The sequence below is a fragment of the Acidovorax facilis genome, assembly GCF_050626955.1.
Taxonomy (GTDB): Bacteria; Pseudomonadota; Gammaproteobacteria; order Burkholderiales; family Burkholderiaceae_C; genus Acidovorax; species Acidovorax facilis.
In genome coordinates this window covers 1,948,889-1,975,641 of record NZ_CP192460.1, presented here as the reverse complement: position 1 = coordinate 1,975,641, position 26,753 = coordinate 1,948,889, and the positions used below count along the sequence as shown (strand labels likewise).

Here is a 26,753-nt window from a genome sequence, read left to right as displayed (position 1 = left end):
CCTGGAAGATTATCAAAGGCGCATTGGGCTCATTGTTACAGGTGGAAACTGACATGGGGTCGGGCCATTCAATCCAGTATTCTCGACAACACACTTGCTCCGGACTGGGCTCCCACGCCCAGTTGCCGTGAATACAGTGAAGAAGGCGCAAGCCAATTTTGGCTTGGCGCCCACAAACCAGGGAGTCGACTTTGAAATGGATGAACTTGGCCCGCTTCACCGGGCACGCGGTAACGTTTGCGAGTCTCGTAGCTTTGCAGGCCTGTGGCGGTTCCGGCGGAGGAGACAACGTCAGCCCACCACCGGCAGTGGCTGGAAAAATCGCCCTGTTTGCGGGTGACGTGGGGGGTGTTGGAAACCTGGATGGAGCTCGCGGCAACGCAACCTTCTATGGCATCCAAAGTCTGACGGTGGACCCCGCGGGCAATCTCATGGTGGCCGAGGTTGGCAACCACGCGGTGCGCAAAATTTCTTCTGACGGCACCGTGAGTACCGCTGCCGGTGGCGATATGGTCGCGGCATTCGCTGACGGGCAAGGGGTAGCCGCCAAGTTTCTGAATCCGCAATTTATTGCGGCGGACACCAAGGGCAACTGGTACGTTTCTGACAACGGAGAATACATACGCAAGGTGACGCCTCAAGGCGCGGTTACCACGCTGGCAAACGTCTCGACCAATGGGAACTGCCAGAGTTCATCGATGGTTTTCTGCCATGTTGGCAAACCTTTGGCGGTGGACGTTGCGGGTACGGTGTATTTCACCGCCAATAACCAGCTGCGCAAGCTGGGGGCAAACGGCCAAATGGAGACTTTGGTCAATGCCATCAGTTCGCGGGGGCTACCCACTCCGGCGTTTTCGTTTGTCTACCTGGCCTCTGGCTTGGTGGTGGATGCACAGGGGACGATCTATATCGCTGACCGTAACCAGCCTGTGATTCGCAAAGTCTCGCCTGCGGGCGAGATGACGATACTGGCCGGCTCGGAAGAGTCAAGCCAGGCTGTGGACGGGCAGGGTAGCGCTGCGCGTTTTGTGGAACTTCAAGCCATCACGATGGATGCCGTGGGCAACTTGTACGTGTTGGAAGGCAACGGTGCTATCCGTAAAGTTACGCCTGCTGGTTTGGTCTCCACTGTTCGGCAGCCAACACAGACATGGAGTTCAGGCTGGTCGTACAGCTTTACCGGGTTTGCACGGGATGCAGCTGGAAACTTCTACCTGTCTGCGCTCGGAGCTGGCGGAAATGCACCTGTTTTTGGGAATACTGCCATCCTGAAAATTGATGCTCAAGGTGTTGAAAGTGTTTATGCGGGCCACAAGGGACTGGAGGGTGAGGGGGATGGAATTGGCAGCGCTGCACAGTTCTCTGATCCGCGCAGCCCATCCATCGATGGGAATGGCAATCTGGTCGTACTCGACCGGTTCGTTAATCCCAACAGCCACTTGTCGGGCCACATTGACGACTCCTACTCTCTGCGCCGCATAAGCCCAGAAGGCGGCACAACGAGTATCGTTCGCATGGAATATCAAAATGCGATGAGCGGAGCGGCCGTAGGTCGACGAGGCAATACCTATGTCGGCGGTGGGAAGCGCATTCGAGTGATTGCTCCCGACGGCACAGTCCAATCATTCTTTGAAGGCAGCGAGAGTCTTCCCGATGGATTGAAGGTGTTGGCGGTAGATAGCTCCGGGGCGGTGTATGTAGCCGCAGGCTCAACAGTACCGGCCGCAGGCCTGCCTATTTTTGTGCCGACAAGGCCGTATGGAGCAATTTACAAGATCAATTCGGACAAGACCGTGAGTCTGCTGGCTGGCAGGGCGGGCGTTCAGGGCCTGGTGGATGGCATGGGGGATTCCGCTCGGTTTTCTTCCATTGGCGGTGGCGCGCTGGACTCTGCAGGTAATCTGTATGTGGCGGATCCCGCCAATCATGTGGTCCGCAAAGTTACTCCAGCGGGTTTGGTCAGCACCATCGCCGGTCAACCCGGCGTTCTTGGCTACAGCGATGGGGCGGCGGCGCAGGCTAAATTCTGGTTCCCCGTGGATGTCAAGATCGATGGTCAGGACAACTTGTATGTGGCTGATCGCAACAATGCGTTGGTGCGCAAGATCACTACCAGTGGTGTGGTGAGCACCGTGGTTGGCACGGTTGGAAAGTACGGTTTTGTACCTGGCGCCTTGCCGAGTGTGATTCCTCCCCCAGAAGGCATTGCGCTGAAAGACTCCGCGCTCTTTATTACGACGCGCAATGGGGTGTTGAGGGCTGATCTGTAACACAGAAGAGGCTGGCGGCTCATTCTCCTTGCGGGATGGCTGCTGGCAGCCCGCTGTAGCGAAATCAAGCCGCCTCCTTGGGGGCTGCGTCAAAGTGCCCGGACAAAAGTCGTGGAAAATAGAGGGTTTTCTGCCGCTACCTTTGGGGCAGAACATCCGCCCGGCCTCCCAATCACTTTTGCTCCTCTGAGCTTGTCCATGTCAGACGTCAACTCCTCCAAGATCTCTGTCGAGAAAATCGGCGGCACCTCCATGACCGCCTTTGGCGATGTGCTGCGCCACATCATGCTGCACGATCCCAAGCGCATTTATGGCCGGATCTATGTGGTGTCTGCCTACTCTGGCGTGACGAACCAGTTGCTGGAGCACAAGAAGACGGGCGAGCGCGGCATCTATGCCCTGTTTGCAGAGGGCAAGGGCTACCAGGACGCCTTGACCCAACTGGCCGCCAGCCTCAAAAAGCTGAACGCGGGCTACGCCGACCTGGGCCTGCCGCTGGATGTGGCCGATGCCTTCATCGACCAGCGCATTGGCCAGGCGCGTGAATATCTGAACGCCATGCAGCACGTGCTCGCCAGCGGCTATCTGAGCCGCAAGGATGTGCTGCTGGCCGCGCGGGAAGTGCTGGCCTCCATTGGCGAGTCGCACAGCGCGTTCAACTCGGTCGAGATCCTCAAGGCAAATGGCGTCAACGCCATCCTGATGGACCTGGCCGGTTTTGACGACAACGAAGCCTGGACCATTGACGAGCGCATTGCGCAAAGCTTCAAGGGCCTGGACCTGAGCGACAAGGTGGTGGTGGCCACTGGCTATACCAAGGGCACCGAAGGCATCATGCGCGAGTTTGACCGCGGTTATTCCGAGGTCACCTTCAGCAAGATCGCCGTGGAAGTGCGCCCCGCCGAGGCCGTGATCCACAAGGAATTCCACCTCTCGTCCGCCGACCCCAACCTCGTAGGCCTCGAAAACGCCATCGTGGTGGGCGCCACCAACTACGACGTGGCCGACCAGCTGGCCGACGTGGGCATGGAAGCCATCCACCCCAAGGCCGCCAAGCCCATGGAGCTGGCTGGCATTCCCATCCGCCTGAAGAACACGTTTGAGCCCGACCACCCCGGCACGCTGATCACCAAGGATTTTGTGGGTGAGCGCGCGCGTGTGGAGATCGTCACGGGCACCGACAAGGTCACGCTGATCGAGATCCACGACCCCAGCATGGTGGGCACGGTGGGCTTTGATGCGGGCCTGATGAACGTGTTCTGCAAGCACGACGTGAGCTACATCCTGAAGGCAACCAACGCCAACTCCATCGCCCATCTGGTGTGGGACAACCAGGTCACGCCCGAGCTGGTGGCCGAGCTGCAGGAGGGCTACCAGGTCGTGACGATCAAGCCCAGCGCGATCGTGTGCACCATCGGCTCCAACATTAGTATCCCGGGCGTGCTGGCCAAGGCGGCGCAGGCGCTGGCTGATGCGCAGGTCAACGTGAACTGCGTGTCGCAAACCCTGCGCCAGGTGAACATGCAGTTCGTGATCGAGCGCGAGGATTACAAGACCGCGATCAAGGCGCTGAACCTGGCGCTGTGCGTGAACTCAGGAACTCCCGTTCCGCGCGTTTGAAGAAGTAGCTGCAGGCATGCCTGCCGCTATGCCGTTCCATGAGGAGCCCGCCATGTGCGGGCTTTTTATCGCCTGAATGTCTCCGTCAGCCCGCGCCCAGCAGCCTTTCGAAAAGGTCCGTCCCCCCCATCTGTCCGCCCTTGAGCATCAGCTCGAGCCCGTCGCGCGACGGGTTTGCACTGTGCGCGCGGCTCAGCGTGACCCCTTGGCAGACCGTCGTTTGGTACGACAAGCCCCACAACTGAAGCGCCTGCACGGCGTGGCTGGAGGTGTCGCCCCCCGCAATGCCAATGCGCCCCAGGGGCGTGCCGTTGTCGGCCTGCGCCTGCACGACGCGGGCTACCAGGGCCGCGCTGGCGGGGGCGACGGCTGCCAATGCGCCACCGGCGGGGGCATGGGCGCCGTCCGCAGGCCCGGTGTAGGCCAATACATGATGGCCTTGCTGCAGCCCGGCACATATCGCGCGCTGGGTGGCCTGGGCGTACGCTGCGTCGGTGCCCAGGCGCTGCGCGTCCACAGGGATGCGTTGGTAAGACGCTGCGGCCTGGACCTGGGCCGCAGTGATGGGTGACAGGCTGCCCGCCCAGGCGAACACAGGGCCAGTCGATGGCGCCAAGGCGGGGGGGGGGGTGGCTTGCGTGGGCTCCCCAGTGAGCGATCAGCGCTTGCGCCACGGAGCTGGGCCCCACGGCGAGCAGGCGCGCGCGTTGTGCCTGTTGCCAGAGCAGGCGCCCCACGCTGGCCAGCTGGTCTGCACTGGTCAGGTCCAGCAACGTGGGCACGAACGGCAAATCGGGCAGATCGGCCGGGCCGTTGTCCAGAAGCGTGCCTAGTGCGGTGCGCAAGGTTGCCGCGTTTGGCCCTGTATCCGCTTCAAACAACGGGTAATGCAACGCCGTGATGCCCTGCAACCCTTGTTGCGCCAGGTGCATGCGCAAGTCTGCCTCGGCCATGGGGGTCACTGGGTGGCGGTGCATCGTCGGGTGCCGGTCAATGCGGTAGACGGCTCCACCCGTCCCGGCAGCGGCAAACAGATTGCTGAACGCGCAGTATCGGCCCAGGCTGGGCTGGCCTCCGAGGATGGGCACCCAGCGGTTGTCCACGCTGGGATGCAGGGTCTGGATGGCGCAGGCAATGTTGCCAACATGCGGTGCGCTGTCGAAGGTGGAACACACCTTGTAGTGCAGCACGGTGGGCGCAATTTGCCTGAAAAATTGCCCCACACCGGTCAGCTCGGCGCGCATGGCGTCGGGCGCCATGGCCCGCGCGGCTCCGGCAATTCCGATGGCGTCCAGCGGACCGGCGGCCACCAACGCTTCCGCGTTGGGCACTCCCATGAACAGCATGGACCGCAGGCCCGCTTGGGCCAGCACGGCCAGGGTGTCTGTGGCGCCGGTGAAGTCGTCGCCGTACCAGCCGAACCGGGGGGCTGTGGTGGTCATGGTTCAGGGCTTCTTGCCGAAGAATTCGATGGCCCGGCGCAGCTCGGGGGCGTGTGCAGCGCGCTCAGCCAGGGTTTCGCCCTTCTGCACCGCATCCCACGCCTGCTGCAGGCTGGCCACGCCCGCAGCGGGGCCGTCTGGGTGGGCCAGGATGCCGCCGCCGGACATGAACAGCAGGTCGTTGGACTGGATGCTGTCCCACGTGGCAGGCACGGTGCCGGCCCACTGGCCGTTGGAGAAGGCGGGCAACACGCGGTCGTCCAGGCCTTCGCACAGCGGGGCCAGGGTGTCGTGGGCGGATTCGATCACTTCTTCATCGGTCTGCGAGAACTTGCCTTGCAGGCCATGCACGTGCATGTGGTCCACACCGGCCAGGCGCCACAGTGTCTGCCAGGCGTTGAACGAGAAGCCCAGCAGCGGGTGGCGCGACAGCGCGCCGTAGCCGTTGCGGTGGCCGTGTAGCGCCAGCGGGGTGTGGCGCCGCAGGGTTTGCACGGCCGAATAGCCGCACCAGTTCAGGCTCACCATCACACAGCTGCCACCTTCTGCCGCGATCAGGTCGGCGTGGCGGCGCATGGCGTCGGTCTCGTCGGTGATGTTGAAGGCCACCATGACCAGCTTGCCGGTTTTGTCCTGATGGGCGCGCACGCGGCGCATCACGGCTTTGACGCGGTCGGCCAGCGGCGCGTGAACCGGGTTGGCACACACCTCGTCGTCCTTGATGAAATCCACACCCGCCGCACACAGACGGCCTGCCAGGTCGCCGGTTTCTTCGGCCGACAAACCCACGTTGGGTTTGATGATGGTGCCGATCAGCGGGCGCCCCTGCACGCCGGTTAACGCGCGGGTGCCGCTGATGCCGTGGCGGGGCATGTCGAACTGGGCGCGGTAGGCGCTGGGCAGTTTCATCGACTCCAGCCGCAGGCCGGTGACCTCGCCCAGGTCGTACAGATTGCCCGACACCGTGGCGGCCAGCGTGGGCAGGTTGGGGCCAATGTTGTCGCACGGAAAGCTCACGCGCAGCCGGGCACGCTGCCAGGTCTGCGGTGTGTCGAACATGCCGCGCCGCTGCATCCAGCCGTTGGGCAGCGACGGAGCGGGCGCCACATCCAGCAGCTCGACCGACTCGACCGTGGCGCGGGAGCGTTCACGCAGCGCGTCGGTCTCGCCCTCGACCCGGGTGAAGGTGCCACACGATTGCTCGCCCGCCAGCACCTCGGCCACATGGGCGGGGTCCAGGGGGGTCTCGATCAGGTAGGTGGCTTCAAAGCGGTCTGGGGACATGGTGGGTGAACTACTGTTTTGATATCTGCTAGCGCTTATGGAAAAAGCGCTAGAGGCCAATTTGGCTTAAAAATCAGACCTTCTTCAGATCTTCGACAGATCAGGAAACGGCCGCACCGGGTCGGTCATGCCGTCCCAGGTTTCCGACTCCGCACGGATCAGGTCGAACATTCGCCCCTTGGGCCCGGCCACTTCCGACAGCTCGATCACGGTGCCCGGGTGGTACTCGGTGTCGAAGTAGACAAAGCGGCCTTTTTCGCCCACCTCGCCGCTCATCACCGTCTTGAAGCCCTGGGCCGTCAGCCGCGCCAGGTCTGCGTCGTAGTCGCTCGTCCAATACGCCACGTGCTGCAGCCCGGTGCGCCCGGCCTGCAGAAAGTCGCGGTACATCGACGGCACATCGTTGCGCGTCTGGATCAGTTCGACCTGCACATAACCCGAGTTGGCCAGCGCCACCGAGTTGTGCGGCTCGTATCGCTCGCCCTTGTAAACGTAGTTCTTGATCGGAACCTTCGGGTTGTAGAACCAGGGGCCCACGCCCAGGGTCTTGCTCCAGTAGTCCATGGCGGCTTCGATGTCGTGGACCACATAGCCAAGCTGGCGGATGGCGCCGAAATGACGGCTCATAAAAATTTCCTTTGGTGGTGATGCGTCAGGGCAGGGCGCAGCCGGGCGGGGCCCGTCAGGCGCCGCCCAGGTTGCAGGCTTGCTTTATTTGCTTACTTGGCGCCGTCGATGATTTCTTTGGGGATCGGCACGCCCGCGTACTTCACATGGATGTCGTTCAGCTTGCCGTTGGCCAGGTTGGTCTTGATCCAGCCGTTCACGGCGGCCATCAGCTCGGGTTGGCCTTTGCGCATGGCCATGCCCAGCTGGTACGACTGCAGGATGAACTTGGTCTCGAAGTCGCGCGCCGGGTTCTTCTTGGCGATGGCCGCAATGATTGGCGGCGTGATGGCCACGATGTCGGCCTGGCCGGTGGCGGCCGCGGTGATGGAGGCGGATTCGTCATCAAACCGCACCACCTTGGCCTGCGGCGCGCGCTCGGTCACGATCTTGTCCTGCGGGCCACCACGGGTCACGGCCACGGTCTTGCCGGCCAGGTCTTCGATGCTGGTGAGCTTCAAACTCTTGGGCGCGCCCACTGCCGCCTGGATGGCGCCGTAGGGGATGGAGAAGTCCACCGCCTTCTGGCGCTCGGGCGTGATCGACAGCGACGAGATGATCAGGTCCACCTTGTTGGACAGCAGGTTGGGAATGCGCGCGGAGTTGGTCGTGTTCACGATCTCCAGCGTCAGGCCCAGGTCCTTCGCCAGCAGCTCGGCCGCTTCCACGTCGGAGCCCACGGGCTTCATCTTGTCGTCCACGTAACCGTAGAACGGTGCGCCAAAGTCGATGCCCACGCGCAGCTTGCCGGCGGACTTGATGTCGGCCAGCTCGGCCATGGCGGGCATGCACAGGGCGGCGGCGCCCATGGCCAGCAAGGTGCGGCGGAGGATGAGGGAAGCGGTCATGGTGGTTGTCTCCTGGTGGTTTTTGAATAGGGAATCGAAAGGGGCAGGGCTGAAGCTGAAACTCAAAGCCCGTGAGAAAGAAAGTCGCGCAGCTCGGCGGTCTGTGGGTTCTTGAGCATGTCGCCTGGGCCCGTCTCCCACACTTTGCCCTCGTGCATGTAGATGATGGTGTCGGCCACCCGGGCGGCAAACTCCATCTCGTGGGTGACCAGCACCATGGTCATGCCGCCCTGGGCCAGGGCTTCGATCACGCGCAGCACCTCGCCGGTCAGTTGCGGGTCCAGGGCCGAAGTCACCTCGTCAAACAGCATCACCTGCGGCTCCATCGCCAGCGACCGGGCAATGGCCACGCGCTGCTGCTGCCCGCCCGACAGTTGCTCGGGGTAGGCCTGCGCCTTGTCGGCCAGGCCCACCTGCTGCAGCGTGCGGGCCGCAATCTCGCGTGCCTTGGCTGCGGGCAGGTTCTTCACGGCCTTGGGGGCCAGCGTGATGTTCTGCTCCACCGTCAGGTGCGGGAACAGGTTGTAGCTCTGGAACACGATGCCCACGTCCTGGCGCAGCTGGCGCAGATCGATGGCCGGGTCGTGCACCGCGTGGCCGCAGACATTGATGGTGCCGCTGTCGATGATCTCCAGCCGGTCAATGCAGCGCAGCGCCGTGCTCTTGCCCGAGCCGCTCTTGCCGATGATGGCCACCACCTGGCCCCGGGGAATGGCAAACGACACGCCCTTGAGCACCTGGTTGCTGCCAAAGCTTTTGTGCACGTCCTTTAGTTCAACGACGGGCTGCGCAGGCGAGGCCGCTGGCTGGGAGGGTTGCGCGGCAGCGTCTCGGGCGAGGTTCATGGTGTCTTCTCGTTTCATGCGGTGGTCACAGGCACAGTGGCTGGGCCACGGTTTCCAAACTGCTGGCGCTGCTCCAGCTTGCGGCTCCAGACGGACAGCGGGTAGCACATCGCAAAGTAGGCGATGGCGATCAGCAGGTACACGGTGAAAGGCTGAAAGATGGAGTTGTTGATGAGCTGCCCCGCACGCACCAGCTCGATAAACCCCACGATGGACGCCAGCGAGGTGTTCTTCACGATCTGCACCATGAAGCCCACCGTGGGCGGCGTGGCAATGCGCACTGCCTGCGGCAGCACCACCAGCCGCATGCGCTGCGTGCGCGACAGGGCCAGGCATTCGGCCGCCTCCCACTGCGTGCGCGGCACCGACTCAATGCACCCGCGCCAGATCTCACCCAGATAGGCGCTGACGTAAACAATCATCGCAATGCTGGCCGCCACGATGGCGGGCAGCTCCAAGCCCGCAATGGACAGGCCGAAGTAGCACAGGAACAGCACCACCAGCAGCGGCGTGCCCTGGATGATCTGAATCCACGCAATCGTCGCCCAGCGCACGGCCTTGATCGGGCTGACGCGGCACAGCGCAATCACGCCCCCGGCCAGGCCGCCCCCCACAAACGCAATCAGCGACAGGCCAATGGTCCACAGCGCGCCGAACAGCAGGTACTGCAGGTGATACGAGTTCAGTCCACCGTCAATCATTTGGCGTTCCCCAATTTGCGCTGGCGCGTGAACACGATCTGCCCGAACACCCACAGCCCCAGCCGCATCAGCAGCGACAGCGCCAGATACGCCACCGCCACCAGGATGTAGGCCTCAAACGGGCGGAAGGTCTCGGACTGCACCCGCGCCGCCACGGCCGTGAGTTCCTCCACCGAAATCTGCGAGGTGATGGACGAGGCCAGCATCAGCAGCACAAACTGGCTGGTGAGCGCGGGGTACACCTTCTCCATCGCCGGGCGCAGCACCACATGCCAATACACCTGCCGGCGCGTCAGCCCCAGGCACTCGGCCGCCTCGATCTGGCCCTTGTGGATCGAATCCATGCCCGCCCGCATGATTTCGCAGGTGTAGGCCGCCACGTTGATCACCAGCGTCAGCAGCGCCGCAGCAAACGCCGACACCTTGAAGCCCAGGCTGGCCAAGCCAAAGAACACCAGAAACACCTGCACCAGCAGCGGCGTGTTGCGCAGCACTTCTACATATGCGCCGCAGGCCTTGGCCAGCCAGCGCGTGTCGCCGCGCCGCCCAATGGCCAGCAGCGTGCCACCCACAAAACCAATTACCGTGGCCGGGAAGGACAGCAGGATGGTCATCCCGGCCCCTTCCAGAAACTGGGGCCAGTTGGCCAGCACGCTGGCAAAGTCGAACTCGTATTGCATGGACGCGGCGGCGATGCTTCAGCGCACGCAGGCGGGGCGCCTGGTCACGAACGGCACGAAGGGCACGGGCGAGCCCGGGGCGCGGCACGCGGCGCGAGTTGGGGTATCAGGCATGTCTTGTCTCCTGCGCAATCGGTCTTGGCCGCTGCAACCTAGGGTTTGTACTGATGGTTTTTGATGCCTTTCAGCATCGAACGCCCAGTGATACTATCCGCGGAATCCATCAAATACCAGCAAACTAAATGATGGTTTTTGATTGAATTGCACATGGCCCAAAACCCGCCCAACCCCAGCAGTCCCCGCAGCCCGCGCATCCCCGACATCGCCCAGTTGTCCGGCGTGTCCACTGCCACGGTCGATAGGGTGCTGAACCAGCGCTCGGGCGTGCGCAACGCCACCGCGCAGCGGGTGCTGCAGGCCGCAGCCACCCTGGGCTACCTGCCGCAGGCCGAGCTGCACGCAGCGCTGCAACCGCAGCCCTTGCGCCTGATGGTGCTGATCCCCGAGGGCAGCAACCGCTTTCTGCAAATGCTGGGCGACGTGATCGGCTACGCGCAAGAACACTGGGCACCGTTCAACGTGCGCTGCCAGGCGGCGTATATCGAAAGCTTCAACCCCGACGCTTTGGCCAAAGCGCTGCTGCACTACGGCAAGCGCTGCGACGGCATCGCCTTCATGGCGCTGGAGCACCCCGTGGTGCGCGAGGCCGTGGCCCAGCTGGCAGAGCAGGGCGTGCCCACCGTCACGCTGATCTCGGATTTATCCAACTCGCGCCGCGTGGCCTACGTGGGCCTGGACAACCGCGCCGCAGGCCGCACCGCCGCCTACCTGATCGCCCGCTTCATGGGCCCCTTGGCCCACAGCCGCAAGGCGCATGTGGCAATGATTGTTGGATCACTGCGCTACCGCGCCCATGAGGAGCGCGAGGCGGGCTTTCTGCACCTGTTTGAAGAGCAGTTCCCCCTGGTACAGGTGGTGGGCGTGCGCGAAGGCCAGGACGACGCCGAACGCAACTACCGCCAGGCCCGCGCCCTGCTGGAGCAGCACGATGATTTGGCAGGCATCTACAACATCGGCGGCGGGGCCGAAGGCATCGGCCGGGCGCTGAAAGAGGCGGGCGCAGACCGCAAGATCGTGTTCATCGGCCACGGGCTCACGCCAGATACGCGGGCGCTGCTGATCGACGGGACGATGGACGCGGTGATCACGCAGAACCCGCAGGGCGCGGTGATGAACTGCGTGCGGATCTTTGCCAACTTGCGGGATGGGCGGGAGCCGACGAGTGGGGTGGAGACTACGCGGAGCCAGGTGATATTTCGGGAGAATTTGCCGTAGGGGTGGTGCTGCGCCGCATTGGAGGCAGGTCGACAGGCGGGCTCTGTATTGGGGTGATCTCACTTTCCGTGCAGAAAACCCGGTTAAGAGCTACGGGTTAACCCGCAATTTTTTATTGTCTGGAATTATCAGTAGCGAATACGTAGACTGCAGCAGGCTTGCGACCACGCCAGCCACGGGAGGACCAGCTTGTCTAGCTACTACCTACGTTTCGTTGGCGCCGATACCCTGCCAAAATCGCTATCTAAGCGGGAAGTCGAAGAGTGCTTTGGGCTGAGCATTGAAGACATCCAGGAGCTGCGCCCGCCCCGGTTCAGAGGGACTGCACGCCTTGGCGCTGCAGTCCAACTGGTCATGCTGCGCGCCACCGGGCGGCACCCCGATGCCTTTTCAGGCCTCCCCTCCGTTTTGCTGCGGTACCTGACCTCAGCGCTTGGTATGCATGCGACGGATATCGCTTCGGTGACCTCGCTGTACAAGGACAAGGACACGCGATACGAGCACCAGCTCTGGGCTCGGGAACGTGTCGGCTTCGCGGTAGTAGATGACACCACCAAACCGCTCCTGGCAGATGCTTTGGGGGAGTTTTCCGCCTCAGCGGTATCAGTCGATGACCTGATCCAACAGTCAGAACACTGGCTTTTTGATCGACGGCTCGTCCTGCCTGGTGACCGGACACTGCGCGACATGGCGCGCACGGCATTTGCTGAACAGGAGAATGCAGCAATCGCAGCGGTCCGCACCTGTGCGCCACCCAAACAGGTTCTGGCGGCTCTCTCGCACGCATTCTCAAAGCGATCAGGGCCCGGCGGTCACACAGTGCTGGAGTGGCTGCGCACACCCCCAGGGAAGCACGGGCAGCTCACGCTGAGCGAGGTCACCAAGAAAATCGAGTGCCTATGACCCACGCTCACCCCCACGCACCAGATGTGCACCATCAGCACGTTCACAGAACCTCTTGAGTTCGACCGGATAGCGATGGACATACGCGGTCTACATCTGACAGGATCCGTTGTCGGATCTGGCGCTAGTCCTTACCTCTTCCAAGAACGCAGCAGCAACGCATTGGTCACCACACTCACGCTGCTGAGGGCCATAGCTGCTCCCGCCACCATGGGATTCAACAAGCCAAATGCAGCCAAGGGGATCCCGACCACGTTGTACGCGAATGCCCAGAAAAGGTTCTGACGGATCTTTGCGTACGTGCGCCGAGAGATGTCGATGGCATCTGCGATCAACGCGGGGTCACCATGCATCAGCGTGATCCCCGCAGCATGCATGGCCACGTCGGTGCCCGTGGACATGGCAATTCCCACATTCGCCGCAGCCAGAGCGGGCGCGTCGTTGATGCCGTCACCCACCATCGCAACGTGCCTGCCACCTGACTTGAGCTGCGCCACGATATCCGCCTTGCCTTCCGGCAGCACATCAGCACGAACCTGATCGATGCCCAACGCGCTGGCTACTGCGCTTGCGCTTCCCTTGTTGTCCCCGGTGACCAAGACGGTCTGGATGCCCAGAGCATGCAGTTGGGCAATGGCCTGTTGTGAGCTGGGCTTCACTGTGTCTCCAAATGCCAATAAACCCATCACTTCTGGCGCATCAGTCACGTCAGCCAACCAGGATACTGTGCGGCCCTCTTGTTGCATCTGTACTGCAGCCCCGGTCAGACTGGCCATGTTGACATCCAACTCCTCCATGTAACGTGTACTCCCGAGGCGGATCTGGCGTCCTTTGATGACAGCAGACATGCCTCTGCCAGCTACCGCTGTGACCTCAGTGGCACGAGGAACGGTCACACCCTGGGTGCGTGCAGCGTCCATCACGGCCTTGGCCAGTGGATGCTCGCTGCCGTTCTGAATGGCCGCAGCAAACGGCAGCAACTGATCCTGGAGGCCTTCGGCAGGCATCGCAGCCGTCAAAGTGGGCTTCCCCTCGGTCAGGGTGCCGGTCTTGTCGAACGCCACGGTGTCGATGTGGTGGGCAACCTCCAGTGCTTCTGCATCCTTGATCAGAATACCGTGGCGTGCTGCAACGCCGGTGCCCGCCATGATCGCGGTGGGAGTCGCCAAACCCAGCGCACAAGGGCACGCAATGACAAGTACCGCGACAGCATTGAGGATCGCCTGTTCCCAGTTGCCAGTTGCAAGTCCCCAGCCCACCAGGGTGATGGCAGCAAGGCCGAGCACCACGGGCACAAAGACCGCACTCACTTCATCCACAATCCGCTGGATGGGAGCCTTCTTCGCCTGCGCCGACTCAACCATCCGCACGATGCGCGACAGAGTTGACTCTGCGCCTATCGCAGTCGTCCGTACCAACAACAAGCCCTCCGCGTTCACGGAGCCTCCCGTCACCTTATCACCGACGTGCTTCGCCACAGGCAGGCTCTCCCCGGTGATCAATGACTCATCCACCTGGCTTGCGCCTTCGATCACCGAGCCGTCTACCGGGACTCTCTCCCCGGGGCGGACAACCACCATATCACCTACTTTCACGCGTGAGAGTGGTAGATCAATGTCACCGGCATCAGTGCGCACACGCGCAATTTCTGGGCGCAGCGCATTTAGCGCCCGGATCGCTTCTGTGGTTTGCCGCTTGGCTCGGGCTTCCAGCCACTTCCCGAGAAGGACTAGCGTGACGATGACAGCGGAGGCTTCAAAGTACAGGTGGGGCGTCCCGTGCTCAGCGTGCTTGAACAGCAGGTACAAGCTCAAGCCGTACCCGGCCGACGTACCCAATGCGACCAGCAGATCCATGTTGCCTGCGCCTGCACCAAGAGCTTTCCAGCCAGCGCGGTAGAACCTCGCGCCCAGCCAGAACTGCACAGGGGTGGCCAAGGCCAGTTGAATCCAGCCGTTGAGTGTCCAGTCTTGACCGAACAGCATGCCAAGCATGGGCAATACCAGGGGGAAGGACAGACCAGCGGCGAGAGCGACAGGCCACCAGGGCGCTGACTGCTTGTCGTGTTCAGTGGAAGTGCTCGTATCCGCAACCTGTGCCTCATAGCCCGCCTTTACAACGGCGGCTACCAGGCGCTCGGGAGGCAATCCTGCATCAAAACGAACCTGCGCACGCTCCGTGGCTAGATTGACTTCCGCGTGCTTGACGCCTGGTACACCCTTCAGCGCTTTTTCGACACGTCCCACGCACGACGCGCAGGTCATCCCACCGATCAACAGCTCCACGGACTCTTCCGCTATTGCGTATCCAGCCTTTTCGACAGCCGCAGCCAAGGCCGGGACCGGCACCGTTGAGGCGGCAACCACGGAGGCGCGCTCAGTAGCAATATTCACGGTCACCTCACGGACCCCAGGGACGGCTTTGAGAGCCTTTTCAACCCGTCCAACGCAAGAGCCGCAGGTCATGCCAAGTATCGGAAGATTCAGGTGTGCGATCGATAGTGAGGCGGACGGCCCCGCTTCATGGGCAGAGGTATTCATAGCAATCTCCATGTGGTGTTCAACTCCGGCGTTAACCGGCAGAGTTCGAACTTTCAGGGTTGACACGATGGGAGACGCAAGCGAGCCGGCGCTCCTTGTTTGGATATCTATCTGGCCACTTGACCTTGCCCCAGTGGCAAACCGGAGACTGAAAGCCTCTTAACTTTTTCCAAGAGGCGAAAAATGCATGAATTCCAACTCCCCGACATGACATGCGGACACTGCGCTGGGATGGTGAGCCAGACGCTGCAGATGACAGACCCTGAATGCAAAGTGCAGGTGGACATGTCCAAACGTATGGTCACTGTGCAAAGTGCGGAAGATCGCAAGACACTGGTCGAGGTACTGACCGAAGCTGGATATCCGCCCGCCTGATCTAGGCTTTACAGAACGTAATATTCAGAGCGCTTGACATTGACACGGTGGTAAGGACGAAAGTCCTTGCTACCGTGTTATTCCATTGCACAGGAGCATCCGTGACCACACTCATGAACATCGGCGATGCAGCCAAGGCGGCAGGCGTATCGGCCAAGATGATCCGCCACTACGAGCAAACAGGTTTGTTGCCGGAAGCCGAACGCAGCGAGGCCGGCTATCGAAAATACGGTGAACGTGAAGTCTCGGTACTGCGCTTCATCCGGCAGTCGCGCCGCCTCGGCTTCTCCATGCCCCAGATTGCAGAGCTGATCGGCCAATGGGGCGACACACACTGCACCAGTCGGCAGGTAAAAGGGATTGCCGAGCGCCATCTGGCAGATCTGGAGGAAAAGCTACGGGAAATTGTCGAGATGAAATCGGCGTTAGAGCAGTTGGTTTCTGTGTGCGCAGGTGACGAACATGCCCATTGCGCGATTCTGGAAAACCTCGCCGCAGACAGTCCCTCGGCCCCCAATCACAGTGCTAGCTTTGTCAAACCGAAGCGTCGCGGTGCCAAGGCCACCCCCGCTCACTCTGGGGTAACCAACAAGCCGACAACCAGTCATTTGGATCTCATGACATGGATGCGTGGCGTACACGTGCATCGGAGCGGGCATTGAACTAGGCCGTGAGGTGGCTTGCAGAGCCATCACCTTGCACCACGATTGCGGCCAGCCCGTACTTGGGCGGGCCACGCTTGTGGCCCACCTGTTTGCATTACTTAGGCGTGGAGCCCGGAGTGGCTTCCTTGTGCGGCATGGCTTCACGCGCATTGGCCTTTTCCTGACCACGGGCTTCGGCCTTGCTGGTGTCCGCAAGGCCAGAGCCTTCACCTCGCGCTGTACCGCCATCCTTGATCTGCTTCACACCGGTTGCAGGACGGGCTTTCTTGTGGTCTTCGCCATGCGCTTGCGCCTTGGAGTTGGTATAGGGCGTGGCTTCCTGGGTGTCGCCAGCGGCGAATGCGGACGATGCTGCTGTCATGGCGAGGGCAATAAGGAGCGTTTTCATGATTTTTCCTTGGTGGGTTGACGTGCGAACAGAAGAACGCCCCCTTTTCTTGAGGGCGTAGCGAGACACTTTTTGCGCTTACTTGGCAGGCTCGATGGCAGTGACGACCATCTTTCCGCCCTCGTTGATCACCATGAAGCGGATCTTGTCGCCGGCCTGCGCCTTGTCGAGCAGGGCCTTGTCCTTGGCTGTGAACACCATGGTCATCCCCGGCATCTCCAAGTGCTTGATGTCGCCATGCTTGATGGTGATTTTTCCGGCGTCCTTGTCGATCTTGCGCACCTCTCCATCGGTCATGGAGGCTGCGGCCGTGGTTGCGGCTCTTCCGGCGTCTCCAGAGGCTTGCGCCGTGGCTGACAACGGCATGAGTGCGGCCAGCGACAACATCGCGCCGATCAAAAGACTGTTTGCGTTTTTCATAGGAACTCCTTGTTCAATCGCGTAGAAGGCTTTTCCGCTTACTTCTTCACCACCGTGACCTGGCCCTTCATGCCCGCGTCGTAATGGCCTGGGTAAAGGCAGGCAAACTTGACTTCACCAGCCTTTGTGAACTGCCAGATGATTTCGCCTTGCTTGCCTGGGGCCAGCGACACTTTGCTGGGTTCGTCATGCTCCATATCCGGGAACTTCTTCATCGTCTCGTAGTGTTCCTTGAGTTCGGCATCGGTGCCCAAGCTGAACTCGTGTTTGACCTGGCCACTGTTCTTGATCACGAACTTGACCGTTTCGCCCTGCTTGACGGAAATCGCTGCAGGCGTGAAGCGCATGGTGTCCGCCATGTCCACGTTGATCGTACGGGTCACCTTGGCAGCTTTGCCGGGCTGGCCAATAGCTGATTCAGCGCTGCCATGGCCGTGGGCGCCGCCGCCGTCGTGACCACCACCGTGGTTGCCACCCGCAAAGCTGTTGAAAGACAGAGCCACCAGGGTTGAGGCAGCGATCAGGGAAAGGGTGCGTTTCATATTTACCTTGGGTTGTTGATGGGGAAAGCAGGCGATCAGTGGCCGCCGTGCGAGGACGGCTTTTTGACCTTGACGACGGTGTCCGAACTGGACTTCTCTTTGCGGGGCATGGATTGGCCGCCTTCCGCCTTGAAGCGGGCAGGCTCCGCCATCGGACCGGTGTACTCGTAGGCCACCGTGCCCTCCGGGTTTTTGTACCAACCCGGGTTTTTGTAGTCGCCCGGCTTCTGGTCGCGGCGTACTTTGAGGACGCTGAACATTCCGCCCATTTCGACCGAGCCGAACGGGCCTTCTCCGGTCATCATCGGGATGGTGTTGTCCGGAATGGGCATTTCCATTTCCGTCATGTCTGCCATGCCGCGCTCGCCCATGACCATGTAGTCGGGGATCAGGTTGTTGATCTTCTTGGCAACGCCGCGGTGGTCCACGCCAATCATGGTGGGAATGTCGTGACCCATTGCATTCATGGTGTGGTGGCTCTTGTGGCAGTGGAACGCCCAGTCGCCTTCTTCGTCCGCGAGGAACTCAATCTGGCGCATCTGGCCCACGGCCACGTCGGTTGTCACTTCATAGAGACGGGTGCTCTTGGGCGTGGGACCGCCGTCCGTGCCCGTTACCAGAAACTCGTGTCCGTGCAAATGCATCGGGTGGTTGGTCATGGTGAGATTACCGATGCGAATCCGCACCTTGTCATTGAGCCGGACGTTCAAGGAATCGATGCCAGGAAAGATGCGGCTGTTCCAGGTCCACAAATTGAAGTTCAGCATTTCCGCGACCTTGGGCGTCGCGGCGCCGGGCTCGATGTCGTAGGCGCTCAGGAGGAAACAGAAGTCCCGGTTCACTTCGTCGATCAGCGGATGTTTGGTCTTGGGATGCGTGATCCAAAAACCCATCATGCCCATGGCCATCTGGGTCATTTCGTCGGCATGGGGGTGGTACATGAATGTCCCCGGACGGCGCGCAACGAACTCGTAGACGAAGGTTTTGCCGGACTGGATCGCTGGCTGATTCAAGCCCGCCACGCCGTCCATGCCATTAGGCAAACGCTGCCCGTGCCAGTGGATACTGGTGTGCTCGGGCAGTTTGTTGGTCACAAAAATGCGGACGCGGTCGCCTTCCACCACCTCGATGGTGGGACCTGGGCTCTGGCCGTTGTATCCCCACAGGTGGGCCTTGAAACCGGGCGCCATTTCGCGCACCACGGGTTCTGCCACCAAGTGGAACTCTTTGACCCCCTGGTTCATGCGCCACGGCAGCGTCCAGCCGTTGAGCGTGACCACGGGGTTGTAGGGGCGCCCCGAATTGGGCACCAGCGGCGCCATGGTGTCTGCACTCGTCTGGAACACTGGCTCTGGCAGAGCGGCCATCGCCACCCGGCTCACACTCGCTGCGGCCACAGCCCCCCCAGCAATGCCAGCAAATCGGAAAAAATCTCTTCTTGAATTCATGTTGGTTTCCTTGAGGGATCAGTGACCTGCACCAGCTTCGGCTGCGGCTGCGCCACCGCCCGAGACACCTGCGCTGGTGGGTTTGCCGATGAGGGAGGCTTGAAGGGCTGCGTCCGCTAGCCAAAACTGCTGTTCGGCGTTCAGAGCCGCCATCACTGAGTTCACCTGGTCGCGGGAGTCGGCAAGCAACTCAAAGACGCTGATCAGCATCCCGTTGTAGCGAAGCTGGTTTTCTTCAGAAATGGTTTTTCGCAGAGGGATCACCTCGTCGCGGTGGTGGCGCGCGATGTCATACGCCGTGCGGTACGCGGAATAGCTCTCGCGCAAGTTCGAGCCCGCCGCGCGGGCTGTGGCCTCCAGGCGGTTGGCAGCGGCCAGGGTTTGCGCGTTCATGGAATCGCGTCGCATGCCCCCCCAATCGAAGATCGGCAGCTGCAGACTGATCTCGAAGCCGCGCCGCGTCGAGTGGGTGTTCTCGGCTGCATCGAAGACAGAGTCGCGCCGTACACCCAGTTCAATGTCCGTGAAGGTCGTGATCGTGTTCCAGCCTTGCGCGCGTGCGGCTGCGTCATAGTCGGCCTTCGCGATCTGAAGATCCAGCCGCCCCTTGGACGCCTGACGGCCAGCATCTGCTGGGGACAGCGGCTCCTTGGGCAGCGTCGGCAGGCGCTCAGGCAACTTGAGCTGCTGGGCTTGGTTGTCATCAAGGCCCAGCATCCGCACCAGCTCTTCACGGGCCGCTGTGACCCCGTGCTGGGCGGTGGCCAGCTGGGTCGCTGTGTCGGCATAGAACGCTTGCTGGCGTGCACGGTCAAGCTTGTTGAAATTACCGACTGCCTGCATGCGCTTGGCCAACTCGGCGCTGGCTTGAGCGCTTGCGACAACCTGTTGGGTGTAAGTCAACGTCTGTTGCGCGGCAACAGCGCGGACCCAGGCTTGGCGCACTTGGGTCACCTGGTCCACTACATCGCTGCTGAGGCGCAGCTGAGTCTGTTTGACACGCTGCTCGGCGATACCTTTGCGCATGGGCAAGGTCAGCAGGTCAAGCAGACCGAAGGAAAGGAGGCGTCCGATCTCCGTCTCGCTGCCTAGCCGAACGCGCTCCAGGCTCAGAATAGGGTTGGCGATGCGGCCGGACTGGGCCGCCGTGGAAGCGTCCGCCCAGTTTTGAGCCACGATGGCTTGCAGGGACGGGCTATTGACCAGAGCGAGTTGAACGGCATCTTGTTGACTGAGCGGTTTGGCCAACAGGTCCGAGGCGCGTTGGCGCAAGGCATCTTGCTCATTCCGGTCCCGGGCCAGAGTAAGTCCGCCGTCCGTGAAACCGCTTGTCGCCGCGTTGGCGCTGGAGAGGTTTTGCTCCAGATTCACGCTGGCGCAGCCAGACAAGACCGCCACTGCGGCAACAGCGATCACTAGTTTGGCGCGGGGCATGCGAAGGGTACGGATCATTGTTTGCCCCCGTGGTGTGCGTCATGGCCTTGGGCTGGTTGGCCCTGGTCCGCTGCGGGTGCGGGCTGGCGCATTTCCTTGGCATAGGCGCGCCATCCTCCAATTTCGCCTACCTTGTCGTTGGCAGCCTTCCAGGGCTGGACGGATTGCTCTTTGTAGACCTCATAGCCTGTCAGAGCTGATCGGTACGAAAGTTGGTAGTCCACTTTCGGGGGTGCACCGTCTGGCATCTGAGCAAAGGCTAGCGAAGGCGCCAGCAGTGCAGCGGCCAGCCAGGGGATTGAGTTAAGTCGTGAAAGCCAGGAATTTCTCATAGATTCACCATGCGTTTTGATGCAACGCATTGTGTGAGTCAATGGCTTCCAAATAGATAACGCCTCAATTACATCTTTGTCATGTTCAAGAAAGGCGCAAATCTGCGGGCACACTGGCGGCCACTCGCAGCGCCAAGGAGGTCTCGTGAAGATACTGATCGTTGAGGACGAAATCAAAACCGGGGAGTACCTGCGCCAAGGCTTGCGGGAAGCGGGATTCAACGCTGATCTAGTCCACAACGGTGTCGATGGTCTGCGTATGGTTCAAGAGGAAGACTACGATCTGGTAATCCTGGATGTGATGCTTCCTCGGATGGACGGCTGGCAGGTCCTCACCAATATGCGTCGCCGTGGCCTTGAGATGCCCGTGCTATTTCTCACGGCCAAGGATCAGGTGCAAGACCGGATCAAGGGGCTGGAATTAGGCGCAGACGACTATCTGGTCAAGCCGTTTTCTTTTGCCGAATTGCTGGCAAGGGCCCGGACCATACTGCGGCGCGGCCGTAGTGGCGCCGAGGTGACCATTCTGCAGGTGGCCGATCTTGAACTGGATCTTCTGCGGCGTCGAGTCAGCAGGTCCGGCAAACGCGTCGACCTCACGCCCAAGGAATTCGGTCTGCTGGAACTGCTGATGCGTCGCCAAGGAGAGGTTTTGCCTCGCTCTCTGATCGCGTCGCAGGTGTGGGATATGAATTTCGACAGCGACTCCAACGTGGTCGAGGTGGCAATGCGTAGGCTTCGGGCCAAAATTGACGATGCCTATGACGCCAAACTGATCCAGACGGTGCGAGGCATGGGGTATGTGCTTGAAGCGCCACAGGAGATTCCGTGAAAGCCCGGCACTCGCTGACGACACGGCTGACGGCCTTTTTTACGCTGGCTTCTGGGCTTGTGCTCGTTGGCTTGGGGACCATCGTCGCCATTTCTATCGATCGCCATTTTGTGGAACTGGATCGCGATGCCCTGCGCGACAAGATCCACCTCACACGTGAGGTGATAGGAAAATCCACGTCACCTGAAGACCTCAAAATGCGTCTGGACGACGTCTTGCACAGCCATGAGGGCCTTTTTGTCAGCGTTTTCCGTGACAGGGCCACGCTTTACGCGACCACGGATTTCCAGTTTCCAGATGATCTCCATGCCCTGGCCCAGAGGGCCCGCCTGGGGGTTGCCTCCTGGAAAACGAAGGGGCGGGAATACCGAGGGATGTCGGCACTCGTGACGTTGCCGGGTTCCGCCGAGCCGCCGCTGCAGGTCTGGGTAGCTGTAGACATTGCCCACCACAAGCACTTCATGTACGAATTGATTTGGGTGCTTGTGGGCTATGTGGCGTTGGCCACTCTAGTGGCCGGGGTCCTGGGCTGGTGGGCCGCAAAGAATGGCTTGGCCCCCCTTCGGGCCATGAGATCTCGCGCCATGGCCATCACGGCACAGCGACTGGACGAGCGGATGCCAACCCAGGAGTTTCCAGTGGAAATGGCAGACTTGGCGACCACTCTCAACGAGATGCTCCGGCGGCTCAAGGAGGAGTTCGACCGGCTGTCCGAGTTTTCTTCGGACCTGGCTCACGAGCTGCGAACGCCCATCAACAATCTGATGACGCAGACCCAGGTCACGCTTAGCCAAGCTCGCTCCTCCGAGGAGTACCAGGACATACTGGCCTCCAACGCCGAGGAGTACCAGCGTTTGGCCCGCATGGTGGCTGACATGTTGTTCCTGGCCAAGGCTGACCACGGGCTTATTCTTCCCAGCACGGAGAGAATCGCAGTTCATGATGAAGCACAGGCCTTGTTTGATTTCTACGAGGCACTTGCCGAAGAAAAGCGGGTCCGGCTGCAACTGATCGGAACGGCGGAGATCACTGGCGACCGGTTGATGCTTCGCCGGGCGCTGAGCAATCTCTTGTCCAACGCCGTTCGCTACACCCCCCCTGGAGAACAGGTGGTCGTTGACATTCAAGGGGACGTTCACGGAACCACCGTGGATGTAGTCAACACTGGACCTTCTATCGATGCGCAGATGATCCCCCGCCTGTTTGACCGTTTCTTTCGGGCAGACAAGTCGCGCAAGCAACTGGATTCCGACGGTGCAGGCTTGGGCTTGTCCATCACCCAGGCGATTGTTCATGCACACCGGGGCCGCATCTCAGTGAGTTCGGCCGATGGCAGGACCTGTTTTTCGATGTATTTCCCCAGTGCACAGACCATTGGCAAGCACTTCACGACAAATGCATGACCCCTTTGCAACCCTTATTGACTGCTGGAAGGCGGATCCGAGCAGCACCTACAACAGCTGGTTCCTGTGGGATCAGAGGATCAAGAACTTCCGCTCCATACGCAGAGGCATTGCACAGGTGGTGGAGGACATCCGGGGAGGAACGTTTGGCAACGCCTACCGAGGCTCCTCGCTGGAGACGATCGTGGGTTCCGTGGCAGAGCAGCGCCAAATTTTCAAAGGTGCGGACCACGCGTTCCTCTGGAAACCCAAGCTGAGGATTCCGGACATCTACGAGAACACGAGTAACCAGCTCGCCTTCGCAGATCTCCTTCACACCTGCGATCACTGCGATTGCGCAGAAGACGTCGTTGCCGCCATACAGCGCATCGATGCAATCGGCATCAAAGGCTTGGGCCCAGCAGTCGCCAACTTGCTGTATTTCATCCACCCAACGCTGCTCTCTCCCTTTAACACTGCCATTGTCAATGGTTTCAACGCAGTGACTGGCGGGCGCGTGAAGCTCGGACGTTGGGACCACTATCTTTCTATGCGGGAGGGCTTGCTGCGCTTGAACGCGCAGTACCGGCTGAAACTATCGAATGATCTCGGTGCGATTGCGGGACTCATGTTTGACATTGGCAGTGGCCGATATGCAGCGCCGCCACAAGCAATGGATGCGGCGACGGCGACACTCTGGCAAGAAGACCTTGAACGTGTGCGGCTGGAATCCACCGCATCGCAACGGGAGATGTCCCAGGCGACCGAAAGCGATGCGACCCACACGGGTATTCAGGCTTCATTGCGCGATCTGGGCAAGTCTCTCGGGTTTGATGTCTGGATAGCGTCCAACGACCGGGGTCGCTCCTACGGCAGCGGCCTTTTGGGAGACGGATGTCTGGCGCAGTTGCCTGCCAGCGTGGACAGGGGACTGGAGTCGATTCGACTCATTGATGTCGTATGGATTGATACTCAGACATCGCAGGTCGCGGCCGCATTTGAAGTCGAGCACACCACGTCCATCTATTCGGGGATCGTGCGAATGCTCGACCTGGCCTTGGGCACGTCGGTTGCAGGTAACTGTGCATTGTTTCTTGTGGCTCCAGACAATCGCAGAGACAAGGTCGCTGAACAACTTCAAAGGCCTGCATTCTCCCGCGTTTCGGAGTTGGGAATCCGGTACCTGCCGTATAGCCAACTGGAGCAGAACCACGCTTTGATGAGCCGTTTTGGTTCCAGTATCAAGCCGCTGCTGGAGATTTCGCAGCAGCTGTGAGACCCGGTTTTTTTGCATGGTGCGGTTCGCCTGGGTTTCGCTCCTTGAGCCTCGGGTTCGATTCTCGGCGATGTCGGCAAGATGAATTTCCTGTTATCCCGAACGGAGGGACTAGCGGCTGAAACCCTGCGCCCAAAAACGATCCAGGTCTGGCGCCAGTAACTACTATGGACCATCACCTTGGTAGAGATCTCCAAGGCGGCACTTCGCAAATTCTTCGTCCAACCATGAGGTCCTCGACATGAACGTCACTACCAAGCCATTGGTTGGTCTGTCGCCAGTCGGTTTGTTGGGAAACTCTGTGTCCACAGCACCGAGCATCCAAGGGGGCGGTTTTCTAGACGCCATGAAGCAGGCGCTGACAATCACAAGCCAATTGCAAGGTGAATCGGGTCGGCTGAGTCGAGAGGTCACACTTGGCAACCCCACGGTCAGCTTGGAAGGGACCATGCTCGCTGGAGTCAAGTCGAATATTGCGTTCCAGGCGACCTTGCAAAGCCGCAATCGAATTGTCCAGGCCTACACCGATGTGATGAACATGCAGGTCTGATCCTGAGCGAGTTGTAAGACAACGGTCGTGCGCACCTGCTGTCGGGGCCGTGGGCATGCTTTGCATTCAAGCTGGAGGCGGCCCTTTTTTGGCAAGGCTCCTCCAGCTCAGCCGCTGACCCCCTGGGAAAACTCACTGAAACCGTGGCGCCTTGGAGGATTCGTCCGAGGTGGTGGCCATGGCCGCATGCTGCGCTGCGTGATAGCGGTCCGGATAGATTTCGTTGAGCTTGCGGCCGTCTTCGCCCACAGCGACGACTTCGCCTTCGCGGATGGCGCGTGCCAGCTCGCTCTTTACCTGGTCACGTGTCTTCAGCGATTTGCCTGTCACGATGGGATAGCGGCCTGACATCAGTTCATTGCGTTTGACGCCGAATTCACCGGCCACCATGATGTCGCCTGTACGGATAGCCTGCTCCAGCTCGTCCCGCACTTGCTCTCGGGATTTGCCGACCTGAGTCGAAGTAGCCACGGGATAGGCGCCAGGATTGATCTGCTTGAGCGTAAGACCCGATTCGCCAAAGGCGAGCATGTCGCCGCTCTGCTGAGCCTGCGCCAATTCAGCACGGACTTGCTCGCGCGTCTTACTGACCACTTGGTCCGAAGCAAATGCAGGGGCTGCGATAAGAGAGAGGACGATGAGGGTGGACTTGAGTTTCATGATGGGATTTCCTTCTTGATAAATGGAGATGGTTTGAGTGCAGCCGCAGGCCGGTCTTGGAGATTCGCGGGAGTGGGGATGGTTCGGGGTTCAGGGCAGTTGGCTGGCGTTGACCCAACCTGCCTCGCCTCCGAGATCGCGCATGCCATCGCTGGTCACGGGATTGCGCTTGGCGGCCTGCAACTCATCCAAGACTTGCTGGCGGGTCTTTGTCAGCTTGGGGCCAGGGACGAGCGGATAAGTAGCCGGGTAACCACGGCTGATCCAGTACAGAGAACCGTCCTTTTGCGCGGCCAGTACGGTGCTTTCGACAGCTTGACGGCTGACTGCGTTGCCCAGGTGGTCGGGGGCCAGACTCACGCCTTCTTCCTGACTTGGGCTTGCGTGGTAGACCGAAGTAGCGAAGGACGCTGTAGCGAATGCAGCGAGACTGGCGACGAGGATGGCAGTACGAATTTTCATGATGGTCTCCTGTGGCGCCGGATGCCCGATATGGTCCATCCAGGTGGCGTTTTTCTGCGCCACGGAGAGAAGTCTAGAACCCGCACCCCTACGAAGCGGTGACCTCCCGATTACGCTTTTGACAGGTTTGGGGCGAGGTGAAAAGTGCAGAGGGATTTGGTTCGAGATACGGTCTATGTCTCCTCACCGGGATGAAGCACCCGATGAACATTGCATGTTCCGTATATTTCGAAAACGTCATCCGCACTACAGCTTCTCGTTCGTCCCCGTAGCCCAAAATCCTCTTCCACACGCCGCCCATTGATGTCTTGTATCCGCGTGTAGCCGTCGGCCCAGCTGACGTTTTAATGACTGATGAGGAAAGTAAGACCATGTACAAAAAGATGATTGTGTCTATGTTGGTCGCAGCAGCGTCGCTGGCGTCTGCGACCACGTTTGCCGCACCTACCGACAACGAGGTGCGCGTTGAAGCGTCGGCCACCAGAGTTGCGACGGAGGATGGAAAAACGCGCTACTGGAGCCATCCAAGATTGGCCATGATCAAAGTCGATGCCGCAGGCCGCATGCTCGCTGCGCGATCAAACACTGGGGAAGCCGAACCATCTGGCGTTCTTTCTGGCATCCGATCGTCGCGTGTGCGCTGACGCCTTGTGGCGTAAGAGGTACCACAGCTGGGCCCGTAGTGCACTGCATGGTGGTTACGTCAGCTTTGAAGGGCTGTGATTGGACGGCAGCCGTGCGAATAGGCGTAACAAAGAGCCTTGGCGAAGACTACTTGGTCGAATGTGACATCTAGATTACGACCGTGAAACCTCTTCGTCATCTTGCACCGAAATTGCGGCAAATTGCTCGA

26 protein-coding genes and 1 pseudogene are annotated in these 26,753 nt (G+C 60.7%); 11 read left to right on the top strand and 16 right to left on the bottom strand.

Annotation, left to right across the window (positions count from 1 at the left end):
• The first annotated feature begins 191 nt into the window (after positions 1 to 191).
• Both ACQ4MJ_RS08905 and ACQ4MJ_RS08900 read left to right on the top strand, forming a co-directional pair.
• Positions 192 to 2,270 carry a hypothetical protein gene (locus tag ACQ4MJ_RS08905; RefSeq protein ID WP_431152947.1) on the top strand — a complete coding sequence of 693 codons (2,079 nt, stop codon included), beginning with the start codon at positions 192 to 194 and terminating at the stop codon, positions 2,268 to 2,270.
• Positions 2,271 to 2,468: 198 nt separating this feature from the next.
• A complete protein-coding gene (locus ACQ4MJ_RS08900) occupies positions 2,469 to 3,890 on the top strand; it encodes an aspartate kinase (RefSeq protein ID WP_431152948.1) in 1,422 nt (473 codons plus the stop codon).
• 85 nt (positions 3,891 to 3,975) lie between these two features.
• Here ACQ4MJ_RS08900 and ACQ4MJ_RS08895 read toward each other — a convergent pair.
• The 7 genes and pseudogenes from ACQ4MJ_RS08895 to ACQ4MJ_RS08865 all read right to left on the bottom strand — a co-directional run bounded on the left by ACQ4MJ_RS08895 (position 3,976) and on the right by ACQ4MJ_RS08865 (position 10,356).
• Positions 3,976 to 5,332: pseudogene (locus ACQ4MJ_RS08895) on the bottom strand (four-carbon acid sugar kinase family protein).
• A gap of 3 nt (positions 5,333 to 5,335) precedes the next feature.
• Entirely contained in the window at positions 5,336 to 6,616 is a 1,281-nt protein-coding gene (locus ACQ4MJ_RS08890; protein ID WP_431152950.1) for a ribulose-bisphosphate carboxylase large subunit family protein, read from the bottom strand.
• Positions 6,617 to 6,700: 84 nt separating this feature from the next.
• Positions 6,701 to 7,243, bottom strand: a complete 543-nt coding sequence (locus tag ACQ4MJ_RS08885; protein WP_431152951.1) for a VOC family protein — start codon at positions 7,241 to 7,243, stop codon at positions 6,701 to 6,703.
• 92 nt (positions 7,244 to 7,335) lie between these two features.
• A complete protein-coding gene (locus tag ACQ4MJ_RS08880; RefSeq protein WP_431152952.1) occupies positions 7,336 to 8,130 on the bottom strand; it encodes a transporter substrate-binding domain-containing protein in 795 nt (264 codons plus the stop codon).
• 62 nt (positions 8,131 to 8,192) lie between these two features.
• On the bottom strand, positions 8,193 to 8,975 hold the full coding sequence (locus tag ACQ4MJ_RS08875; protein ID WP_176885919.1) for an amino acid ABC transporter ATP-binding protein: 783 nt from the start codon (positions 8,973 to 8,975) through the stop codon (positions 8,193 to 8,195).
• A gap of 14 nt (positions 8,976 to 8,989) precedes the next feature.
• Entirely contained in the window at positions 8,990 to 9,676 is a 687-nt protein-coding gene (locus tag ACQ4MJ_RS08870) for an amino acid ABC transporter permease (protein ID WP_431152953.1), read from the bottom strand.
• Positions 9,673 to 10,356, bottom strand: coding sequence for an amino acid ABC transporter permease (locus ACQ4MJ_RS08865; RefSeq protein WP_431152954.1), 684 nt, complete (start codon positions 10,354 to 10,356; stop codon positions 9,673 to 9,675). The genes ACQ4MJ_RS08870 and ACQ4MJ_RS08865 overlap by 4 nt, the downstream gene beginning before the upstream one ends.
• Before the next feature lie 267 nt (positions 10,357 to 10,623).
• Between ACQ4MJ_RS08865 and ACQ4MJ_RS08860 the strand changes: the two genes are divergently transcribed.
• Together ACQ4MJ_RS08860 and ACQ4MJ_RS08855 are read left to right on the top strand one after the other, a co-directional pair.
• The gene (locus tag ACQ4MJ_RS08860; protein WP_431152955.1) at positions 10,624 to 11,691 is read left to right on the top strand and encodes a LacI family DNA-binding transcriptional regulator; all 1,068 of its coding nucleotides are present in this window, start codon (positions 10,624 to 10,626) and stop codon (positions 11,689 to 11,691) included.
• Between the two features lie 189 nt (positions 11,692 to 11,880).
• Complete coding sequence (locus tag ACQ4MJ_RS08855; RefSeq protein WP_431152956.1) at positions 11,881 to 12,594, top strand: DUF4158 domain-containing protein; 714 nt, start codon at positions 11,881 to 11,883, stop codon at positions 12,592 to 12,594.
• A 131-nt stretch (positions 12,595 to 12,725) separates the two neighbouring features.
• Here the strand turns inward: ACQ4MJ_RS08855 and ACQ4MJ_RS08850 are convergent, their stop codons facing one another.
• Positions 12,726 to 15,146 (bottom strand): heavy metal translocating P-type ATPase, encoded by a 2,421-nt coding sequence (locus tag ACQ4MJ_RS08850; protein ID WP_431152957.1) that lies wholly within the window; start codon positions 15,144 to 15,146, stop codon positions 12,726 to 12,728.
• Between the two features lie 171 nt (positions 15,147 to 15,317).
• Between ACQ4MJ_RS08850 and ACQ4MJ_RS08845 the strand changes: the two genes are divergently transcribed.
• Both ACQ4MJ_RS08845 and ACQ4MJ_RS08840 read left to right on the top strand, forming a co-directional pair.
• Entirely contained in the window at positions 15,318 to 15,509 is a 192-nt protein-coding gene (locus tag ACQ4MJ_RS08845; protein WP_094291608.1) for a heavy-metal-associated domain-containing protein, read from the top strand.
• 101 nt (positions 15,510 to 15,610) lie between these two features.
• Positions 15,611 to 16,171: a MerR family transcriptional regulator gene (locus tag ACQ4MJ_RS08840; protein WP_370540300.1), complete on the top strand. Its 561-nt coding sequence runs from the start codon at positions 15,611 to 15,613 to the stop codon at positions 16,169 to 16,171.
• A gap of 97 nt (positions 16,172 to 16,268) precedes the next feature.
• On the opposite strand, the gene ACQ4MJ_RS08835 is transcribed toward ACQ4MJ_RS08840, so the two are convergent.
• The 6 genes from ACQ4MJ_RS08835 to ACQ4MJ_RS08810 form a co-directional block, all read right to left on the bottom strand.
• Entirely contained in the window at positions 16,269 to 16,562 is a 294-nt protein-coding gene (locus tag ACQ4MJ_RS08835) for a hypothetical protein (RefSeq protein WP_015012914.1), read from the bottom strand.
• 78 nt (positions 16,563 to 16,640) lie between these two features.
• A complete protein-coding gene (locus tag ACQ4MJ_RS08830; protein WP_015012915.1) occupies positions 16,641 to 16,982 on the bottom strand; it encodes a copper-binding protein in 342 nt (113 codons plus the stop codon).
• A 38-nt stretch (positions 16,983 to 17,020) separates the two neighbouring features.
• Positions 17,021 to 17,524, bottom strand: coding sequence for a cupredoxin domain-containing protein (locus ACQ4MJ_RS08825; RefSeq protein WP_069103145.1), 504 nt, complete (start codon positions 17,522 to 17,524; stop codon positions 17,021 to 17,023).
• Between the two features lie 35 nt (positions 17,525 to 17,559).
• Positions 17,560 to 18,972, bottom strand: coding sequence for a multicopper oxidase family protein (locus ACQ4MJ_RS08820; protein WP_069103144.1), 1,413 nt, complete (start codon positions 18,970 to 18,972; stop codon positions 17,560 to 17,562).
• 18 nt (positions 18,973 to 18,990) lie between these two features.
• Positions 18,991 to 20,424 carry a TolC family protein gene (locus tag ACQ4MJ_RS08815; protein ID WP_069103143.1) on the bottom strand — a complete coding sequence of 478 codons (1,434 nt, stop codon included), beginning with the start codon at positions 20,422 to 20,424 and terminating at the stop codon, positions 18,991 to 18,993.
• Complete coding sequence (locus ACQ4MJ_RS08810) at positions 20,421 to 20,630, bottom strand: hypothetical protein (protein ID WP_409887365.1); 210 nt, start codon at positions 20,628 to 20,630, stop codon at positions 20,421 to 20,423. The genes ACQ4MJ_RS08815 and ACQ4MJ_RS08810 overlap by 4 nt, the downstream gene beginning before the upstream one ends.
• Positions 20,631 to 20,883: 253 nt before the next feature.
• Between ACQ4MJ_RS08810 and ACQ4MJ_RS08805 the strand changes: the two genes are divergently transcribed.
• From ACQ4MJ_RS08805 to ACQ4MJ_RS08790, 4 genes are all read left to right on the top strand, one after another.
• Complete coding sequence (locus tag ACQ4MJ_RS08805) at positions 20,884 to 21,570, top strand: heavy metal response regulator transcription factor (protein ID WP_069103141.1); 687 nt, start codon at positions 20,884 to 20,886, stop codon at positions 21,568 to 21,570.
• A complete protein-coding gene (locus tag ACQ4MJ_RS08800; RefSeq protein ID WP_063459332.1) occupies positions 21,567 to 22,973 on the top strand; it encodes a heavy metal sensor histidine kinase in 1,407 nt (468 codons plus the stop codon). The genes ACQ4MJ_RS08805 and ACQ4MJ_RS08800 overlap by 4 nt, the downstream gene beginning before the upstream one ends.
• The gene (locus ACQ4MJ_RS08795; RefSeq protein WP_192424941.1) at positions 22,966 to 24,228 is read left to right on the top strand and encodes a type II restriction endonuclease; all 1,263 of its coding nucleotides are present in this window, start codon (positions 22,966 to 22,968) and stop codon (positions 24,226 to 24,228) included. The genes ACQ4MJ_RS08800 and ACQ4MJ_RS08795 overlap by 8 nt, the downstream gene beginning before the upstream one ends.
• A 241-nt stretch (positions 24,229 to 24,469) precedes the next feature.
• Positions 24,470 to 24,778 (top strand): flagellar hook-basal body complex protein FliE, encoded by a 309-nt coding sequence (locus tag ACQ4MJ_RS08790; RefSeq protein ID WP_192424943.1) that lies wholly within the window; start codon positions 24,470 to 24,472, stop codon positions 24,776 to 24,778.
• Between the two features lie 132 nt (positions 24,779 to 24,910).
• Here ACQ4MJ_RS08790 and ACQ4MJ_RS08785 read toward each other — a convergent pair whose 3' ends face one another.
• The gene (locus ACQ4MJ_RS08785) at positions 24,911 to 25,438 is read right to left on the bottom strand and encodes a DUF4148 domain-containing protein (protein ID WP_069103139.1); all 528 of its coding nucleotides are present in this window, start codon (positions 25,436 to 25,438) and stop codon (positions 24,911 to 24,913) included.
• 90 nt (positions 25,439 to 25,528) lie between these two features.
• Positions 25,529 to 25,900, bottom strand: coding sequence for a hypothetical protein (locus ACQ4MJ_RS08780; RefSeq protein ID WP_082836304.1), 372 nt, complete (start codon positions 25,898 to 25,900; stop codon positions 25,529 to 25,531).
• A 371-nt stretch (positions 25,901 to 26,271) separates the two neighbouring features.
• Here ACQ4MJ_RS08780 and ACQ4MJ_RS08775 point away from each other — a divergent pair, with 371 nt between their 5' ends.
• A complete protein-coding gene (locus ACQ4MJ_RS08775) occupies positions 26,272 to 26,544 on the top strand; it encodes a hypothetical protein (protein ID WP_156779031.1) in 273 nt (90 codons plus the stop codon).
• Positions 26,545 to 26,753 lie beyond the last annotated feature (209 nt).

Bases quoted from the DNA above. Each gene is read 5' to 3' on its own strand.
- ACQ4MJ_RS08870 (WP_431152953.1), bottom strand. From the start codon at position 9,676: ATGATTGACGGTGGACTGAACTCGTATCACCTGCAGTACCTGCTGTTC.
- ACQ4MJ_RS08795 (WP_192424941.1), top strand. From the start codon at position 22,966: ATGCATGACCCCTTTGCAACCCTTATTGACTGCTGGAAGGCGGATCCG.
- ACQ4MJ_RS08850 (WP_431152957.1), bottom strand. From the start codon at position 15,146: ATGGAGATTGCTATGAATACCTCTGCCCATGAAGCGGGGCCGTCCGCC.
- ACQ4MJ_RS08785 (WP_069103139.1), bottom strand. From the start codon at position 25,438: ATGAAACTCAAGTCCACCCTCATCGTCCTCTCTCTTATCGCAGCCCCT.
- ACQ4MJ_RS08790 (WP_192424943.1), top strand. From the start codon at position 24,470: ATGAACGTCACTACCAAGCCATTGGTTGGTCTGTCGCCAGTCGGTTTG.
- ACQ4MJ_RS08835 (WP_015012914.1), bottom strand. From the start codon at position 16,562: ATGAAAACGCTCCTTATTGCCCTCGCCATGACAGCAGCATCGTCCGCA.
- ACQ4MJ_RS08825 (WP_069103145.1), bottom strand. From the start codon at position 17,524: ATGAAACGCACCCTTTCCCTGATCGCTGCCTCAACCCTGGTGGCTCTG.
- ACQ4MJ_RS08880 (WP_431152952.1), bottom strand. From the start codon at position 8,130: ATGACCGCTTCCCTCATCCTCCGCCGCACCTTGCTGGCCATGGGCGCC.
- ACQ4MJ_RS08820 (WP_069103144.1), bottom strand. From the start codon at position 18,972: ATGAATTCAAGAAGAGATTTTTTCCGATTTGCTGGCATTGCTGGGGGG.
- ACQ4MJ_RS08875 (WP_176885919.1), bottom strand. From the start codon at position 8,975: ATGAACCTCGCCCGAGACGCTGCCGCGCAACCCTCCCAGCCAGCGGCC.
- ACQ4MJ_RS08815 (WP_069103143.1), bottom strand. From the start codon at position 20,424: ATGATCCGTACCCTTCGCATGCCCCGCGCCAAACTAGTGATCGCTGTT.
- ACQ4MJ_RS08780 (WP_082836304.1), bottom strand. From the start codon at position 25,900: ATGAAAATTCGTACTGCCATCCTCGTCGCCAGTCTCGCTGCATTCGCT.
- ACQ4MJ_RS08830 (WP_015012915.1), bottom strand. From the start codon at position 16,982: ATGAAAAACGCAAACAGTCTTTTGATCGGCGCGATGTTGTCGCTGGCC.
- ACQ4MJ_RS08885 (WP_431152951.1), bottom strand. From the start codon at position 7,243: ATGAGCCGTCATTTCGGCGCCATCCGCCAGCTTGGCTATGTGGTCCAC.
- ACQ4MJ_RS08860 (WP_431152955.1), top strand. From the start codon at position 10,624: ATGGCCCAAAACCCGCCCAACCCCAGCAGTCCCCGCAGCCCGCGCATC.
- ACQ4MJ_RS08775 (WP_156779031.1), top strand. From the start codon at position 26,272: ATGTACAAAAAGATGATTGTGTCTATGTTGGTCGCAGCAGCGTCGCTG.
- ACQ4MJ_RS08890 (WP_431152950.1), bottom strand. From the start codon at position 6,616: ATGTCCCCAGACCGCTTTGAAGCCACCTACCTGATCGAGACCCCCCTG.
- ACQ4MJ_RS08865 (WP_431152954.1), bottom strand. From the start codon at position 10,356: ATGCAATACGAGTTCGACTTTGCCAGCGTGCTGGCCAACTGGCCCCAG.
- ACQ4MJ_RS08845 (WP_094291608.1), top strand. From the start codon at position 15,318: ATGCATGAATTCCAACTCCCCGACATGACATGCGGACACTGCGCTGGG.
- ACQ4MJ_RS08900 (WP_431152948.1), top strand. From the start codon at position 2,469: ATGTCAGACGTCAACTCCTCCAAGATCTCTGTCGAGAAAATCGGCGGC.